Origin of the sequence: Paenibacillus sp. FSL L8-0502 (assembly GCF_038593055.1) — a bacterium.
Taxonomy (GTDB): Bacteria; Bacillota; Bacilli; order Paenibacillales; family Paenibacillaceae; genus Paenibacillus; species Paenibacillus polymyxa_D.
In genome coordinates this window covers 1,896,055-1,913,142 of sequence record NZ_CP151958.1, presented here as the reverse complement: position 1 = coordinate 1,913,142, position 17,088 = coordinate 1,896,055, and the positions used below count along the sequence as shown (strand labels likewise).

Annotated in this window: 19 protein-coding genes and 1 tRNA gene; 6 read left to right on the top strand and 14 right to left on the bottom strand. The window is 42.6% G+C overall.

What is annotated here, in order from left to right; translation table 11 throughout:
• Nucleotides 1-100: 100 nt before the first annotated feature.
• Nucleotides 101-304 (top strand): hypothetical protein, encoded by a 204-nt coding sequence (locus tag NSQ57_RS08630; protein WP_342425917.1) that lies wholly within the window; start codon nt 101-103, stop codon nt 302-304.
• 114 nt (nt 305-418) lie between these two features.
• Here the strand turns inward: NSQ57_RS08630 and fabV are convergent, their stop codons facing one another.
• Together fabV and NSQ57_RS08620 are read right to left on the bottom strand one after the other, a co-directional pair.
• Nucleotides 419-1,600: an enoyl-ACP reductase FabV gene (gene fabV / locus NSQ57_RS08625; RefSeq protein ID WP_342425916.1), complete on the bottom strand. Its 1,182-nt coding sequence runs from the start codon at nt 1,598-1,600 to the stop codon at nt 419-421.
• Between the two features lie 169 nt (nt 1,601-1,769).
• Nucleotides 1,770-2,126 (bottom strand): helix-turn-helix domain-containing protein, encoded by a 357-nt coding sequence (locus NSQ57_RS08620; protein ID WP_029516671.1) that lies wholly within the window; start codon nt 2,124-2,126, stop codon nt 1,770-1,772.
• 197 nt (nt 2,127-2,323) lie between these two features.
• On the opposite strand from NSQ57_RS08620, the gene NSQ57_RS08615 reads away from it, so the two are divergent.
• The gene (locus NSQ57_RS08615) at nt 2,324-2,854 is read left to right on the top strand and encodes an NAD(P)H-dependent oxidoreductase (protein ID WP_342425915.1); all 531 of its coding nucleotides are present in this window, start codon (nt 2,324-2,326) and stop codon (nt 2,852-2,854) included.
• Nucleotides 2,855-2,946: 92 nt separating this feature from the next.
• Here NSQ57_RS08615 and NSQ57_RS08610 read toward each other — a convergent pair.
• Nucleotides 2,947-3,031: transfer RNA gene (locus NSQ57_RS08610), tRNA-Leu, on the bottom strand.
• 394 nt (nt 3,032-3,425) lie between these two features.
• Between NSQ57_RS08610 and NSQ57_RS08605 the strand changes: the two genes are divergently transcribed.
• A complete protein-coding gene (locus NSQ57_RS08605; RefSeq protein ID WP_342425914.1) occupies nt 3,426-3,860 on the top strand; it encodes an N-acetyltransferase in 435 nt (144 codons plus the stop codon).
• 108 nt (nt 3,861-3,968) lie between these two features.
• Here NSQ57_RS08605 and NSQ57_RS08600 read toward each other — a convergent pair whose 3' ends face one another.
• Together NSQ57_RS08600 and NSQ57_RS08595 are read right to left on the bottom strand one after the other, a co-directional pair.
• The gene (locus NSQ57_RS08600; RefSeq protein ID WP_039269957.1) at nt 3,969-4,478 is read right to left on the bottom strand and encodes a GNAT family N-acetyltransferase; all 510 of its coding nucleotides are present in this window, start codon (nt 4,476-4,478) and stop codon (nt 3,969-3,971) included.
• A 70-nt stretch (nt 4,479-4,548) separates the two neighbouring features.
• A complete protein-coding gene (locus tag NSQ57_RS08595) occupies nt 4,549-5,064 on the bottom strand; it encodes a hypothetical protein (RefSeq protein WP_039269956.1) in 516 nt (171 codons plus the stop codon).
• 286 nt (nt 5,065-5,350) lie between these two features.
• On the opposite strand from NSQ57_RS08595, the gene NSQ57_RS08590 reads away from it, so the two are divergent.
• Nucleotides 5,351-5,845 (top strand): hypothetical protein, encoded by a 495-nt coding sequence (locus tag NSQ57_RS08590; protein ID WP_039269955.1) that lies wholly within the window; start codon nt 5,351-5,353, stop codon nt 5,843-5,845.
• Between the two features lie 326 nt (nt 5,846-6,171).
• Nucleotides 6,172-6,666, top strand: a complete 495-nt coding sequence (locus tag NSQ57_RS08585; protein WP_069012171.1) for a hypothetical protein — start codon at nt 6,172-6,174, stop codon at nt 6,664-6,666.
• A gap of 108 nt (nt 6,667-6,774) precedes the next feature.
• Here NSQ57_RS08585 and nspC read toward each other — a convergent pair whose 3' ends face one another.
• The 7 genes from nspC to NSQ57_RS08550 all read right to left on the bottom strand — a co-directional run bounded on the left by nspC (nt 6,775) and on the right by NSQ57_RS08550 (nt 14,540).
• On the bottom strand, nt 6,775-7,914 hold the full coding sequence (gene nspC, locus NSQ57_RS08580) for a carboxynorspermidine decarboxylase (protein ID WP_029516665.1): 1,140 nt from the start codon (nt 7,912-7,914) through the stop codon (nt 6,775-6,777).
• A gap of 8 nt (nt 7,915-7,922) precedes the next feature.
• Nucleotides 7,923-9,122: a saccharopine dehydrogenase family protein gene (locus NSQ57_RS08575; protein WP_016819676.1), complete on the bottom strand. Its 1,200-nt coding sequence runs from the start codon at nt 9,120-9,122 to the stop codon at nt 7,923-7,925.
• 314 nt (nt 9,123-9,436) lie between these two features.
• On the bottom strand, nt 9,437-9,706 hold the full coding sequence (locus tag NSQ57_RS08570) for a bacteriocin immunity protein (protein ID WP_342425913.1): 270 nt from the start codon (nt 9,704-9,706) through the stop codon (nt 9,437-9,439).
• A gap of 157 nt (nt 9,707-9,863) precedes the next feature.
• Nucleotides 9,864-11,744 (bottom strand): molecular chaperone HtpG, encoded by a 1,881-nt coding sequence (gene htpG, locus NSQ57_RS08565; protein ID WP_029516662.1) that lies wholly within the window; start codon nt 11,742-11,744, stop codon nt 9,864-9,866.
• Nucleotides 11,745-11,924: 180 nt separating this feature from the next.
• On the bottom strand, nt 11,925-12,548 hold the full coding sequence (locus tag NSQ57_RS08560) for an SMI1/KNR4 family protein (protein ID WP_029516661.1): 624 nt from the start codon (nt 12,546-12,548) through the stop codon (nt 11,925-11,927).
• A gap of 154 nt (nt 12,549-12,702) precedes the next feature.
• Complete coding sequence (locus tag NSQ57_RS08555) at nt 12,703-14,016, bottom strand: hypothetical protein (protein WP_341039180.1); 1,314 nt, start codon at nt 14,014-14,016, stop codon at nt 12,703-12,705.
• Nucleotides 14,017-14,066: 50 nt separating this feature from the next.
• On the bottom strand, nt 14,067-14,540 hold the full coding sequence (locus NSQ57_RS08550; protein ID WP_342425912.1) for a hypothetical protein: 474 nt from the start codon (nt 14,538-14,540) through the stop codon (nt 14,067-14,069).
• A 133-nt stretch (nt 14,541-14,673) separates the two neighbouring features.
• On the opposite strand from NSQ57_RS08550, the gene NSQ57_RS08545 reads away from it, so the two are divergent.
• On the top strand, nt 14,674-15,804 hold the full coding sequence (locus NSQ57_RS08545; RefSeq protein WP_342425911.1) for a phosphodiester glycosidase family protein: 1,131 nt from the start codon (nt 14,674-14,676) through the stop codon (nt 15,802-15,804).
• Between the two features lie 138 nt (nt 15,805-15,942).
• Here the strand turns inward: NSQ57_RS08545 and NSQ57_RS08540 are convergent, their stop codons facing one another.
• On the bottom strand, nt 15,943-16,392 hold the full coding sequence (locus NSQ57_RS08540; protein ID WP_342425910.1) for a DUF6386 family protein: 450 nt from the start codon (nt 16,390-16,392) through the stop codon (nt 15,943-15,945).
• A gap of 219 nt (nt 16,393-16,611) precedes the next feature.
• Nucleotides 16,612-16,710, bottom strand: coding sequence for a hypothetical protein (locus NSQ57_RS08535; protein WP_014599622.1), 99 nt, complete (start codon nt 16,708-16,710; stop codon nt 16,612-16,614).
• Nucleotides 16,711-17,088: the final 378 nt, after the last annotated feature.

Below are 17,088 nucleotides of genomic sequence, written 5' to 3'. Positions count from 1 at the left end.
GAAAACGATTACTATTTAATTGTACGCACAAGTGTGTGTCTAAGTCCAGAGAAAAAGTACAAGTTACTTTTTAATTTATACATTCGAAAGGAACATGTTTATGAAATTTGGAACGGATATTGCCTGCGCACTTGGGTTACTGGCAGGTACAACGTTTGGCAGTGGTATTGCATTTTTGTTCGGCTGGCAAGCTTACCGGGCCCTGACTTCTGTTGCAATCTTTGGCATTGCGGGGATTATCATTACCATTGCCGTTTTTCGCTTGCTGCACCGTAAGTCGCTTTTCACGTCTAATTCTCGATAAATGCTGTTAGTGAAACGAGTGCAACTTGTATTTTGCTAGAATACATAAAAAAACGGGCCTCTTAAGCCAATTGCATCGCTTGAGAGTACCCGTTTTTATTTTACACATATTTACTTATGAAGTCGTGTCTACCTCTGGGTTAACATCTAATTCATAATCAATTTCATCAAACCCGAATCCAAATAATTGGAGGAAATCCAGTCGGTATTGTTCGAGATCGCCCAATTCAGATACATTTTCTGTAGTGATTTCAGACCAAGCTGCTTTGACAGCCTGCTGCACATCGTCTCTCATTTCCCAGTTATCCAGACGGATGCGTCCTTCTTCATCCGTTTCCACCGTGGACCCACTGTATAGCGTCTCGAACAGACGTTGTGCCTGCTCAATACATCCCTCGTGCAGTCCCTTTTCCTTCATGACCTTAAACAGCAAAGAAATATACAATGGTACGACTGGAATAGCCGAACTGGATTGTGTAACCAAAGCTTTATTCACAGAAACGTAGGCTTTTCCATGATAACGTTCCAGTTGCTTTGTTAGAGTATGTGCTGTAGCTTCCAAATCATTTTTAGCTTGGCCAATGGTTCCTTTACGATAGATAGCCTCCGTAATTTCGGGACCAATATACGAGTAAGCCAGTGTGGTTACCCCTTCAGCCAGCAGATCAGCTTCTTCCAACGCTTTTAGCCACAAGGACCAATCTTCGCCACCCATTACCGTGATGGTGTTCTCAATTTCCTCCTGCGTAGCCGGTTCCAGCGTAATTTCTGATACGACACCTGTATTCGTATTCACTGTTTTATTAGAAAAAGACTGTCCGATAGGCTTGAGAACGGAATTAAAGGTTTCACCCGTATCGGGATGTGTCCGTCGCGGTGAAGCGACACTATACACAATCAGGTCTACCTTGCCCAGCTTTTCCTTTACCAGCTTCAATGTCTCCTGCTTAATTTCATGAGAAAAAGCATCTCCATTAATGCTTTCTGCTATGTAGCCAACTGCTCTGGCCGCTCTTTCAAAGGCTACTGTATTATACCAGCCTGCTGAAGCCGTGCGCCCCTCTGATGCGGGACGTTCATAGGATACCCCTACGGTATCCGCTCCCAGCCCAAAACTCGCAGCAATACGAGAAGCCAGCCCATATCCAGTAGATGCTCCGATCACAAGTACCTTTTTAGCTCCTTGTATTGATGTACTGTCTTTGATGTAGTTGATCTGACGATTAACATGAGCCGCACATCCTGCAGGATGTGCAGTCGTACATATGAAACCACGAATTTTCGGTTTAATAATCATTGTAAATGGTCCCCCTACTTTGGCATTCATTTAATATGGATGGAATGGTTGTCCAGTCATTACTATATAGCAAATCAGCTTGTGGCTCAACATATAACATAGCACTTGAAGGCAGCCGAAGAAAACCGCCGCAAACATCGTAGTCTATAACGCTTTTTTACTCCACTATTCATTTTGAATCATATTCTAACAACATCACATCTTCTCCTTGCTGTTGTCTTATTTTGATATTAGCTCTTCCCCAAGAACACATTAAATCAATTATTTCATTTGCTGTTATACCATATTCCGTTATATAATACTCCACTTTTGGAGGCATCTGATTATACACATGTCTGCCAATGATGCCATCCTTCTCAAGTTCACGGAGCTGCTGTATAAGAACCTTTTGAGAAACGCCTGGAATACTGCGCTGTAATTCACTTGTCCTCTTTCTACCAGACATTAGTAAGCATATGATTAAGGATTTCCACTTACCTCCGATGATCTCAAGTGTTGCTTCTATGCCTAAATTATATTGTTTCATACGACCACCTCTTCAACGCTAAAATAACTAAGTTGATCTGATTAATTCTATAATCCCATATATTTACTCTAAGTACCATGCACACTTTCTAGTAACTATATTACTTTATTGTGTGTATTTACTTTTTTTATAGCGTACAGAATAATAAGACGTACCAACAAAAAACAAATGATGCTATGTAAGAAAGGTGATTTATGATGAAAACTCTCGTGATTTTAGCACATCCGAATATTGAAGATTCCAGAGTAAATCACAGATGGAAACGAGAATTACTTCAGTATACCAATGAAATTACAATTCATGAGATTTATAAAGAGTATCCAAACTGGAGCATTGATGTTTTGAGAGAGCAAAAGTTACTTGAAACACATAGTAATATCATATTTCAATTCCCTTTATATTGGTATAGTTACCCACCTTTATTAAAAAAGTGGTTTGATGATGTTTTTACTCACGGATGGGCTTATGGTTCACAAGGTGATAAGTTAAAAGGAAAGAAGCTAGGGATAGCCATGTCCATCGGCGATAAAAAAGGAAATTACTTACCTACTGGTTCCGTTTCTTTCACTGTTGATGAAGTTATAGCACCTTTTAAAGCAAGCGCAGTACATGTTGGCGCCATAACATTACCCTATTTCGCTGTCTTTGGAGCCTCGTTTCAAGCAAGTGACGAAGACATTAATCAGAGTGCAAAGGATTATATCAAATATATATTTCAGTATAAATAAAATAGTTATAATAGTACACGCATCTTACCCATATAAAAACAGGCTCTTGGTGGCATCCAGCCAATCCAAGAACCTGTAAATGTTAGGCATGATGCGGTCGAGAGGACTCGAACCTCCACGGGGGGTTAGCCCACACGGACCTGAACCGTGCGCGTCTGCCAATTCCGCCACGACCGCATATTATGTATTCACACCGATGTTTTTCAATCACGGTAATTTAGATTATATCTTCCATAGAACATAAAATCAAGCTATTTTTATCTTATATTTTCTATGAATCATTCCCGTAAATATAAGAAAATCACTGGATATCACAAACCAGATATGGTAAAATGGGTTCATCAGGAAAGGAGGTGCGTCAACATCAATAATCACATGTTGAACGTATCCCTTACCCGGTCCGTTATTCTCTAATTTACAGAGTTAACGGAGGCGCGGGATACGGATCAAAGCTTTAATTAAGCGCCACGGGTAGAAAGACCGTCCTCGGACGGTCTTTTTTATTTCAACAACATCTTTCTCATACTTGACTATCGGAATAGGATTACATACTGTGAAAAGAGGCGTTACGATGTCGATTAGACCCGCGAATGTAGAAGAGTTCAAGGAACTGGCAGCCATCTGGCTGGATGCTTCCGTAGAAGCCCACCATTTTATTGCTCCGCAGTATTGGGCATCACAAGCTACTGAGATGGAGAACAGGTACCTTCCCCTCGCTCAAAACTACGTTATCATACAAGATGATCATAGCGTCGGCGGCTTCGTTTCCATGTTGGATGGATACTTGGCGGCTCTATTTATACGTGTTGATTCTCAAAGAAAGGGCTACGGCAAGTTACTATTAGATTGGGTTAAGGAGCAACATGATGAGATTCAATTAAAGGTGTACCAGTCAAACACGAAAGCATTTAACTTTTACACTAAAAATGGATTTACCATTCAAGAGGAATCTGTAGATACCGAAACTGACGAGAAAGAATTCGTGATGAAATGGACACAACATTAACAATAATGAAGCACCAACAGCTTTATAGCACAAAGGCTCTGCTCCCGTAGAAATACGGCTTAAGCAGAGCCTTTTGCTTTTATTTAATACAACTGACTATGTAGTCTCTTATTTAAGCCCATAAACCTCGGTATATAAAATCTTTTTAAACGGAGCAAAATCCTGTTCAGCCAGCGCACCTGGATAGCTCATAATTTGAAGCCGCAGATCAGCCTGTCCTTCTCTTAATGGGGGTTGTACATAGTCAAAATGGTTTAGATGAAACCCCAAACGTTCGTAAAAACCAATCCTTCTCCGTGTCCATTCATCCCCTGGTGGCTCAACCTCCAGTACTACCGGTTTATCAGACTGTGAGATAAAACTACTCATGAGTTTTTTGCCTAATCCGCCACCTCGTATACGGGAATCTACCGCAATGTGCTCTACAAACCGAAAATGCGCGAATTCCCAGCCTGCCAAAAAAGCCACTGCCTTGCCCTGCTCATTCTTTTCAGTGATAATACGATAGCTTGGATGCTTCAGTAAAGCCTTTTGAGCCTCAAACGTCCTGCATTCTGATGCTGGAAAAGAAGACTCCATAATCGCATATATTTCAGAAAAATCGTGTTCATTTATCATATATTCCTAGCTCCTTTACCTCTAAATCCCCCAAATGACAGGCTGTCTTTATTAAGAGGAAGAGGGATGTTTAGACCTTGTTTAATTCCATAAGTGTCAGCAACATATGTTCCAATAACTCTGGAATATCCTCCATCTGATCTTCATTAATTTGTCTGGAAAATCGGAGTTCAATCCTATTTTGGTATGTAGGTGTCTTCTCTCCGTAAATCTGACTAAGCGTTTGTACCGGTCGAAGATCGGGCTTCCAAATTTCGGTCAGTATATTTTCAATCCGCCTGCATTGTGACTCAATATCACGAATTTCCATGTAAAAACTCAGCAACAAGACACATCCCGGAATTTGATCTTTGATTTCCAAAATTTCCGCAGCCAAGTTGTTTAAATCCATCTTTAGTTGAAGTTCTGCCATCACATCCGGCTGTTCCCTCAGTCTGAACTGTACGCCAAATTCACGCGACATCACAGACATTTCCAATCTATCGATCCGCTGAGTAATGTCAATACGTGAATCCAAATTATCCAGATCGTAAACCGCATTTTCCATAGCCACTTTTAAATTATCAAAAACCGTCGGGTCGAACATTTTTCCACCTCCAATTATTGAGTATAACATAGCTTCTGTTACCTCTAAAATAGAATGCCCCTTTTCATGAAAGCATATTAAGATGGAACTTTATAGTATACAGCAAGTTGGTCAATTTATATGTCGAAGTTCGGTGAATAAATTTGTAAAAACACATAATTGTGACAAAAAAATATATATTTTCGTTTATTATTCCAATTTATTGTAATACACTATATAATACTGGATGGGATTAGTAATATATCATATAAATCCCACAAAACAAAAGAAGGGAAGAGATTATTAAATGAAAAAGGCAGTTTTTTCCACACTAGGTCTTGCACTTCTATTAAGCACATCCTCCGCTGTTGCATCTGCTCAAGAAGCTCAAGAAGGAGCACCCGCTTTACAAAAGGAATCTATCCAGCTCTTTGGAAATGGGACTGACAGAGAGCCTAATAACTGGTTCGATGAAGCTAGTGAAATACTGGCAGGAGACGACATCTATGGGGAAATAGGCAAACACATTGATGGAGGTTATGACAATACCGATTATTATAAGTTTAAAGCCTTTCAGTCTGGTTGGTATCAATTTAATATTCAAGGGGACATATACCCTAATACATGGCTGAGACTTGGTTTGGCTGACAGTAACGGACACTTCATTAGATATGCAAATGATCGTGAATACTCTTTAGGTAAAAATCTTGAAGCTGGCAAATGGTACTACCTGGTCGTAGAAACACCCGGTGCTGAGTTAGGACAATTATTCGACTATAAAATTACTTCTACGATCAAGTAGATCAAAGGATAAATTGAAGTTAACAAAAAAACACGATCCTTTTTCAGGACCACATTTTTACCACTTTTAACAACTCCTGTCTTACCACAAACGCAGCTATCCTCGTAGGAGAACTACGGATGAACGCTAACACCTTCTCCGTGCTTATGGCTGGTATAAGCTTCTGCATCATGGAAAATCACCATCTTATAACAAGAATTCTATTATACTCACGTATTGTTATTTCTTTTGTGTATATGATTATTTAGTGAATGATATAGAATAACAACCTAAAATTAATATGTATACTTAATGAATATAAACCAAAAAAGTGAGGGCTCTTATTCATGAAAAAAACATTATTAGCTTCATTAGGTCTTACACTTATGTTGAGTACTACTGCCAGTGTCGCTTTAGCTGCAGAAGCAGATTCTGTACCAGTTGCAAAGGAAACCAACCAACTCTTCGGTAATGGAACTGACAGGGAGCCTAACAATTGGTATGATAAGGCCAGCGAAGTTTGGCTAGGTAGTGATATATACGGAACCATAGGGGAACTCATTGAAGGAAGAGACTATGATACTTACGATATGTATAAATTTAAAGCTTTTCAGACCAAGTGGGTTGATTTTAAAATTGAAGGGGATAAGTATCCTAATGCATGGTTAAATTTGACTCTAACAGATAGCGATGGTCATATGATTAAAACAACAGAAGAAGGACAGAATACTTTAGGTAAAAAACTTGAGGCTGGCAAAGAGTACTACTTAGAAGTGGGAGTGCCAGGCTATGAAATCGGTCAATTGTTCTGGTACAAGATTTCCGCCAAAATTGAGGAATAAAGATACTAATTCAGTTTCCTATACAAAAAAGCCTCGCCCCTATCTCAAGGGGCGAGGCTTTTGTAGTTCATTCATTCTTCGGTACAGTCATTTAATCACATCTATTTCTTACGACAAACGAGAGCTAAAGTCCTCGTAGGAAAACTGACGGATTACCTTAATGCCTTCTTCGTCGTTGTAGCTGGCGATGGCTGGCAGGTTGACTCCGTTGAACATGTGGTTTTTGACCATGGTGTAATGGGCCATGTCGCAGAATACAAGCTTGTCTCCTGGCTTCAATGGCTCTTTAAAGGAATAGTCTCCAATCACATCTCCAGCCAAGCACGTAAGTCCACCAAGTCTGTAAGTATGTGCATACTCACCAGGCTTGCCTGCATCGATGATATTCGGGCGATATGGCATAGCCAGCACGTCAGGCATATGACATTCAGCCGAAGTATCCAGAATGGCAATGTCCATTCCGTTTTTCATCGTATCCAATACGGTAGCTACTAGATATCCAGTATTCAAAGCAATAGCTTCGCCTGGCTCCAGATAAACCTGCACACCATATTTATCCTGAAAATATTGAATACAGCGTACCAGCGTGTCCAGATCATAGTCTTCTCTGGTAATATGGTGACCGCCGCCGAAATTGAGCCATTTCATGTTTTTAATGTATGGCCCGAATTTCTCATCCACGACTTTAATGGTGCGCTCCAGCGTATCTGAATTCTGTTCACACATCGTATGAAAATGAATACCGTCCACGCCATCCAGATCCTCAGGTCTAAAGTTAGCCAGAGTCACACCCATTCTGGAGTTGTTGTAGCAAGGATCATACAACGGCGTTTCGATTTCCGAATATTCCGGATTAACCCGAATGCCGATGTCGATTTTTTTGGAAGTTACGCCTTGCACTCTGCTTTTGTAGCGTTTCAGTTGATCAAAGGAGTTGAAAACAATATGGTCAACATACTCCAATAGCTCATCAAATTCACTGTCAACATAAGCAGGTGCGTATACGTGAACTTCCTTGTCCATTTTTTCGCGACCAAGTCTAGCCTCAAACAACGAACTGGAGGTTACCCCTTTTAAGTATTTGCCAACCAGAGGAAAGGTCGAAAACATCGAAAATCCCTTAAGAGCGAGCAAAATACTGCAGCCTGTCCGTTCTTGAACGGAATTTAAAACCTCAAGGTTTTTGACAAGAAGTCTTTCGTCAACAAGATAACAAGGTGATGGAAGTCCTGTAATATCAATATTCATCGCAGACCTCAATCAAGCAACGTTGGCGTAAAGTTCTCTTGCCATGGCAATCCGTGTTTATTTAGGGCTTCCATAAATGGATCTGGATCAAATTCCTCAACGTTGTAAACGCCTGGCTTTTTCCAGAGACCTTTGATGATAAGCATGGCGCCGATCATGGCAGGAACACCAGTTGTGTAAGAAATGGCTTGGGAGCCAACCTCTGCATAACATTCCTCATGATCACAAACATTGTAAACATAATACGTTTTTGGTTTTCCATCTTTCACACCTTGGATGATGCAACCAATGTTTGTTTTGCCTTTTGTTCTTGGACCCAGAGAAGCCGGATCTGGCAAAATAGCCTTCAGGAATTGCAGTGGAATGATTTGTTGTCCTTCGTAATCAATAGGCTCGATCGAAGTCATGCCTACGTTTTGAAGTACATTCAAATGATTCAGATAATTGTCCGAGAACGTCATCCAGAAGCGGATTTTTTTCACGCCTTTAATATTCACTGCAAGAGATTCCAGTTCTTCATGGTACAAAAGATATATATTTTTCGGTCCAATTTCAGGAAGGTCGTATACCTTTTTCTCAGAAAGTGGCTCAGTTTCAATCCATTCTCCGTTTTCAAAGTAACGGCCCTTCGCCGTAATTTCACGAATATTGATTTCCGGATTAAAATTAGTTGCAAAAGGATATCCGTGGTCCCCTGCATTCGCATCCACAATATCAATCGTATGAATTTCATCAAAGTAGTGCTTTTGAGCATAAGCCGTAAATACTCCAGTCACGCCTGGATCAAAACCGCTGCCCAGCAGAGCTGTAATTCCTGCTTTTTCGAATCTTTCTTTGTAGGCCCATTGCCAGCTGTATTCAAACTTCGGCGTATCCGGCGGTTCATAGTTCGCCGTATCAACGTAATGAACACCTGTCTCAAGGCAAGCATCCATTATCGTCAAATCCTGATAAGGGAGAGCCACATTGATAACTACATCCGGTTGAAAGCTTCGAATCAAGTCAATGACCATGTCGGTGTTGTCAGCATCAAGCTGAGCCGTTTGTATCTTCGTACGACCTCCACCCAGCTTCTCTTTAAGCGCATCGCATTTCTCAACAGTTCTGCTTGCGATACAAATTTCTTCAAATACATCTGGGTTTTGGCAACATTTATGCACCACAACGCTGGCCACGCCACCGGCGCCAATAATCAATGCTTTTCCCAAAATAAATAACCTCCTTATTCCATACGCTAATCGCTAATCATTCTTGCAAACAAAATGATTATAAAGACATCCCACCAAATAATCAAGAAAAACGACAATTTGCTGTGTCAAAATTCACAGGAACATGTCACAAAAACTTTACAAAACCCAAAATTAGGCATAAAAATCCGTAAAGTAAGCAGAAAACAACTATTACCCCATACACCCCAGGGAAGTCAGCACACGTTTAACGGAAGTTTTTTTAAATATAATGCGCATAGCCCTAAAGAATTAATATTATCTTATTTCTAAACAAAAGACCACCCCTCCGCATCCTATGAAGATGATTCATGGGGTGGTAAAATAATGGGCTGATAGCGTAATGCCTCATCTACGATCTCTGCCGCACTCAAGTCACGGTCATCCCAGTAGATCAAATCACTGATCCCCGGATGAGGCGTATTTTGCATCACTATGGTCAACATACTGTCGATTTCCTCTTCTGTTCCCTCATCTCTGATGATTTTTTCTACTAACTGTATAAGCTCACTTCGTTCTAAACGGTCTAAATTTTGGAATTCCTGGTTGGCTTGATCCAGACTCATATAATTGCCCTCCTTTGTATTGAGTATGATCGGCAATGTGTGGGCCCATCCCTTCTTCTGTAAGCGCTATATGGTCTATCATGAAGCTTTAGGAAACGTTTATGATAAATAAAGCCGCTCCCAGTACGGGAACGGCTCTATATAGTAATAAAGCTTGTTAAACCATGATTTTGCAAATATCGTTCGTGAATTCAACCGGATCTTGCAGCGGCAAGCCTTCGATCAGCAAAGCCTGATTATACAGTAATGCCGTATAGAGGTTTACTTTCTCCTTATCCTCGGCAAAAGCTTCTTTCAAAGAGTTGAACACCGCATGGTTTACGTTAATTTCCAGCACTTTATTCGCTTTGACATCAGCGTTATTAGGCATGGCGTTCAAGATTTTTTCCATCTCAATCGTCACTTCGCCGTCTGCGGATAGACATACCGGATGTGTCTTCAAGCGCTTAGAGGCTTTAACACTGGATACCTTGCCTTCCAGCAAGCCCTTCATGTACTCGAACAGCTCTTTGTTGTCGTTTTGTTCTGCTTCTGTTTCTTTCTCGGTTTCGTCAGGCTCAATGCCCAGATCACCGCTTGATACAGATTTGAATTCTTTCTCTTTGTAGCTTAAGAGCATTTTAATAGCGAACTCATCAATATCATCAGTGAAGTACAGAATTTCGTAGCCTTTGTCAGCCACCATTTCGGTTTGCGGCAGTTTTTCAATACGCTCGTTGGACTCGCCGGAAGCATAATAGATATACTTCTGATCTTCTGGCATACGTGATACGTATTCGTCCAAAGTAACCTGCTTTTTCTCTGTAGAAGAGTAGAACATGAGCAGATCCTGCAGAGTTTCTTTATGTCTGCCGTAATCGTTGTAGACACCAAATTTCAATTGTCTGCCAAATGATTTGTAGAATTGATCATATTTCTCCCGGTCATTTTTGAGCAAGGTCAGCAATTGGCCTTTGATTTTGCTTTCGATATTTTTGGCAATCAGCTTCAGCTGACGGTCATGCTGCAGCATTTCTCTGGAAATGTTGAGTGACAGGCTTTCGGAGTCAACCATACCTTTGACAAAGCTAAAATAATCCGGCAGCAGATCAGGGGATTTTTCCATAATCAGCACACCGTTGGCATACAACTCCAGCCCTTTTTCATATTCCTTGGAGTAGAAATCAAACGGGATATTCTCAGGAATAAACAGAATAGCTTGGTACACTACCGCGCCGTCCGCGCTGACATGGATATGCTGGAGCGGCTTGTCGTAGCCATAGCGTTTTTCCGCATAGAAATTTTGATAATCCTCGTCGGTCAGCTCGCTTTTGTTTTTTCTCCAGATCGGAACCATGCTGTTGATACGCTGTTCTTCCTCGTAATCCTCAAACTCGTTGTCGCTTCCCTCTTTCAACCGCTTGCCTGTAATATCCATTTTAATCGGATAGCGGATAAAGTCGGAGTATTTTTTAATCAGTGCTTTTAAACGATACTCGTCCAAATATTCGTCGTAGGACTCATCTTCGGTGTTTGCTTTGATTTTCAGAACAATCTCGGTTCCGACCTCGTCCTTCTCAGCTGCCTCAATGGTATACCCGTCCGCACCTGTGGATTCCCATTTATATGCAGTATCGCTTCCCAAAGCCTTGGTAGTCACTGTAACAACATCTGCTACCATGAAAGCTGAATAGAAGCCGACGCCGAATTGACCGATGATGTCATGACCATCCTTGGATTCATTTTCATTTTTGAATGCCAGTGAGCCGCTTTTAGCAATAACACCCAGGTTATTTTCTAGTTCTTCCTTAGTCATACCAATCCCGGTATCACGCAGGGTTAGCGTTCTATTATCCTTATTGGCAGTTACTTTGATATAATAATTTTCTTTGTCAAAGACCAGTTGATCATCCGTCAATGCTTTATAATAAATTTTGTCAATCGCATCACTTGCATTGGAGATCAGCTCTCTTAGAAAAATTTCCTTTTGCGTGTAAATCGAGTTAATCATCATTTCGAGCAGACGCTTGGACTCAGCCTGAAACTGTTTTTTCTCCATTCGGATATCTCCTTTCAGATGTAAACCTATGTAAGGCCAGCAGATATGAGCTATGCAAACGATTCTACTTTGTTAGCACTCCCATCTTTCGAGTGCTAGCCTACCTTTTTTATAACATTCCTCATTTTTTATGTCAATATCTCGGTTGGCTGAGCAGTAAAATTACATTTTAGGAAATCGCTAGTGTCTAATGTGTTTAAACATCACGTTAAACATTTCGACAGAGGAGGGAAACAGCCCTTGTACATGGGGAAGCAGATTACTCCTGATCCGCAGCTCATCCTCATCCAAATGCTGTAGGTCCTCATGAAAGAACCAAACAATAGGATAATCGCCGTCCTTATGTCTGCTGCCTACATTTAAACAAACGGGACCTTGGTCGTCCTCTGCTATTGCAAAAGGAATGTAGCCTGCTGACAGCAGAGGTGACCATTGATCGAGCAAATCATAAAATGCCTTTAAGCCTTGACCTACAGGCAGACGTGGAAACTCAACAAACGTACAATCGCTCCAGTACACTCCCGGAATGGACTCATTATCGAATTGTAAAGATACATAATGGTAGGACATGATAAAACTCCTTAGCAGGGGCGGCAGCTCAAAATGGTATTTTTCCTCCATCTCCCGAATTTCCTGTTCAGTAATCTGTGAAGGGAGAGGCTTCCATTTGATCCATCCCTCCTCGTCGACATTCCCATCACGCATTTCAATCGGTACATTTTCTTCCACATCCATAAAAAAGGCTTCATCCATCTGTGCAAATAGTTCCTTCATAGATGTACGAATATCCGCTTTCTTGTCCATGTCCTCACACCTCTTTCCTCTCTATTCGCATTTTGCATCATGGGTTTATGCCAAATGCTCTCTATATGAAAATAGCATTGTATTCATGTGTTACTGCACTTTTAAGTTCAGCTTATCAGAACTTGCTTTTATCACCATTTGCGGAATATTAGTATTACCAGCGCAACGGCTCATAGTTACGCCAGATCATCCAACGTTCTGTCTCGTGAATTAGAGCGGTGCCAATGCTATATTCGTCCTTCGTGCTGCTCTGCAAATCAATCAAATGAAGCATACCACCATACGTTCCAACCGCCAACATGCCTTCATCGGGTGTAACTGCCAGCCCGGATATCGTACTGCCGACAAAATAGCGCCAAAGTTCACGCCCCTCCCTGTCAATCAGACGGAGATAACCGTAGGCATCACCCAAAATAGATCCTTGCGTCAGTGCTGTTGCAGCGTATACTCGCATTTCTTCATTTATCATCGGCCACTCTTCCTTATTCTGAGCAAGACCCTGATCCACCTCAGCAATCGACACTTGAATGGTGGCGCCGTTGTAGAAATGACAGGCATTGTACCAGACATTCAAATCATCTTTGGAAAATACAGCATAATGCGGATAACTAGAATTTGGCTCCAATGTATGCACCGTCTTATCGGACAGATCCATAAGCATATGCTCACTCATCTGGCTACCGTAAGCGATCCAGCGTCCATCCCTCGACACAGCTCCATGGGCCATATCCACAATCGTGTCTTCCAGCTCTAGTTCTCTTCGTTCAGACGTCTTGGGATGGATCAAATCCACCTGATCACCAGCCAACAAATAAACGCCGTAACCGCATACCAGCAGAACTCGCTGTCCATCGCCAAACGGAATCACTTCATCTAATATATCCTCTGGATGCTCTTCATCTCCCAAGCACTCCAAATCAGGAATGGATGCTTTTAAGCGTCCTTGTATATCCTTCCACTGAAAATGTGCTGTCTCTTCTCCTTGCAGATTTAAGTCCGGTTGACGAACAATACGAATCCCCTGTCCATCCACCAACGCAAAATAAGTCCCGTCCGGCGAACAACCTACTCGGTGCATTCCAGGGATTTGCCTGATTCCATCTTTTCCCGTCACATAGATCTGTCCGCGTTCCCGAGGATTGCCCGCATGTAGAATGACTTCATTGCCTCCATTCATAAAGGCTATCGGCCTAACGGCTTGCAAAGCCTCCTCAAACGCTGCTGTAAGCGGCCAGGATGCAGCCGGAATTTCCCGACGTAACTGCTCTGTTTCCTCTGCCTGATTTGCGTCCTGAATCATACGAAAAATATCTTCGGCCAGTTTGGAGCGTTCGTCTTGCTTTGGCTCTGGCTGCTCTTGCTGCCACTGGCTTTCCATACCGATTCTGACAAATTCATTCACATCTGCAGCATACCTTTTTCCTTCCTGTCGCCACTTTGCTGCCATTTCATGATCCAACCAACTCATTCGCTTCCCCCATCCAGTGTATGTATGCCCCGTTTGATCTACAGGCTTGTTCATTCTGCTAGGTGGTTTCTCACCTTTGTCAGCACAAACCACAGGTCTGTCACTGCCTTCACCTCTTCATAGTCCAGATAGGCATCGTGCTTGTCATAGTATTTTACCGCTATAATCACCATCTGAAGCGTCACTGGCTGTCCAGCAGCCTTAAGGACTTCCACAACACTTTCGAAGGTCGCCAACTCAAACCAGGTTTGAACCTGACGATCCGGCACCCACTTGGGAATAGACTCGTCATGTTCGTTGGTTACGGCTGTACCCTCCTCTGCACATTCCTCTAGCCAATGCTCATCCCAATAATAAATAGGTGTGTGAACAGGGTCCTGATCCCATTGATCTACATTCACATATAACCAGTTATTATACAGTTGCCCCACGCTACGCACCAATTCCTGCAATCCTTCAAACACACGATAAGACGGGCGCTCTCTGCGACGGTAATCCTCAAGTCTCGTCTCATACCTGCTCATCCCCAGCCACCCCGCTTCCTATATCAGTTAAACACTCAACATTCGTATAACATACATTTACAACTCACAAAATCCGATATAACTACAAGCACCTCGTAAAGTGTCAAGACTACATAAGGAGATTGATCTATTCATGAAAAGAATCACCGCACTTGTTATCCTGTCCTTGCTATTACTTGTAACCCCGATCTACGCTGCTGCCCCAGCACCTATGCTGGTCTATGTGGATCAAAGTAACCACTCCTTCATCCCGCTCCGTCTCCTGAACAGCTATGAAGGGATCACACTCAACATGACTGCCGCGGACAAAAAAATAGAAATCGCGCAAGGCAATAGCCGGATCACATTATTCACCGGACAATCTACCGCCAAAGTGAATGACCAGACGGTCCGTTTGCAAAACGCTCCTTTTACCGATAATGGTTCGACCTATGTACCCTTGCAGTTCGTCAGCCAATATCTAAACCTGCAAGTCTCATGGCAAAAGGAAACCTCAGCTGTACGCATTAAGCAGGGTACAACGTCCGTCACGCTTCCGGTACTTACTGGTAAGCTACCCGGAAATACTCCCCCCATTACAACGGCTCATAAAAGCTTCAAGGTCGGGTCTCGTACCTTTTCCGCTAAGGTGGTCACCATCTCTATGCTCCATCCCAAGGTAAGCCTAGACGTGGCTCTAGCAGGCGATACCATTGGTAAAGTGGAAGACTTAAGCAGTCTCGCCAAACGTAATCAAGCGGTTGTAGCCATAAACGGTACATTCTTTGATGCCTATACCAAAAGCTCCTACAAAACGCCTTACGGCTACCTGGTCAGCCATGGAAAGATGTTGAAAAAGAGCTCCGGCGACCAACGGACGGTCTTCACCTACGATGCTAACCATTTATCCGAGCTGGTGTCAGGTTCTGCCTTTGAACAACGCTTAAGTCAAGGCAGCGTCGAAGGTGCTCTTCAAGCTGGACCTCGTCTGGTTACGAACGGTCAGGTTTCCCTAAATGTCAAAGCCGAAGGCTTCAAGGACCCTAAAATATTAACAGGCGGCGGCGCCCGCAGCGCACTCGGAATGAGTCGGGATCATAAGCTGATCCTCCTGACCACCAACGGAGCGACTATACCGCAGCTCGCCCAAATGATGAAGCAGGCCGGCGCTTATCAGGCCATGAATCTGGATGGCGGTGCTTCCAGCGGGCTGTATTACAACGGCTCCTACCTCACCACACCCGGCCGCCAAATCAGCAATGCCATTATTGTAAAGTATCAATAGCCAATAGAATGATAAAGGGCTGTCTTCACGGATCTGTAAGCTGTGGGGATAGCCTTTTTCCATTTCCCCTGGCTTCGGTTGTTCCTGCTTCCACCTGTTCAGGCGGCATGTATGGCCGTCACGTATTGATTCTGCAATCTACAGTCGAATCAGACCTGTAAAGCTATTGCTGCCTTCGCTTCCTTTTTTTATAGAAAGGTAAATACGGTTGTCTTCTCTGCTTGCCATGCATTCATAAAGTCCCGGTTGCACAGATAGGAACGTCCCTCCCCATGCACACTCAGGCTCCAGTCCACCACTTGTGGCTTCCTCCCCTGCTCCAATAAACAGGTTGCCTGAGGGAACCTTCAAAAACAGCCGCACAGTAGGCTTGTCAATATGATCTGTCATCACAACCTCATAGGTCCCGTCCGCTCCCAGATTCAAAAAAGCTACATTTCCTTTGTTCAACTCGCCCAGCTCGTCCTCTTCAATGGACCACCAATCCGGATCATCGTCCAAACGATGCTTAAGAGCTTGCGTATCAAATAGGCAAAGAGTCGCCGTATCTGTTGTAAATTGAAATGGACTGCTTGCCGTATTCATCATGTGATCCTCCTGATTTTGGTCAGCTAATTTCTGTTTTTCCACGTCATACGCTATCCGTATTGCCATATACTTGAGGGAAAATCTCCCTGTATGTAAAGTATAACAATGCTTGCAGGGCCAGACAACATGTTGGACTAACACCCATTCTGCATAAAAAGCCCTCCCTCACGATGTCGTGAAAGAAGGCCGATTTGTGATTTAAGCGATGCTAACCTGCTGTTAGATCAGAAAAGACTTAGTAATAATTACCAACAAAATGAACAATACCAAAATCGCTCCTGTGGATGTCCATGCTCCACCGTAACCTACTTCACCCATGTCTGAATCCCTCCTTGCATTAAAGCTTACTCTTATCGTATGTAGAAAAGTGGATAACGACAGGGCGAATCGGCAAGTTTATTGCCATAGAAGGGCTACTCAAAAAAATGGACTGATACGTTTGAGATAGATCGCTAATGACTCTGGATGACAACTGGCAGAGAATATCGTTAGTTCTGCGCAACAGCCTGCTCACATCCTTGTGCCTCATCATTTGAAGGAGCGGGGTTTCTAACTGGGATGAAAGAAATTGAGTGGTACCTATAAATACGACAACATCTAATCCAGGGTGGTTTCGGTATGTAATAAGTGCAGCAGGTCAGTCATAGACAGGAATCCGGGAGGAAAAAGGCTGTTGTTTTCTTTCATATATAGAGC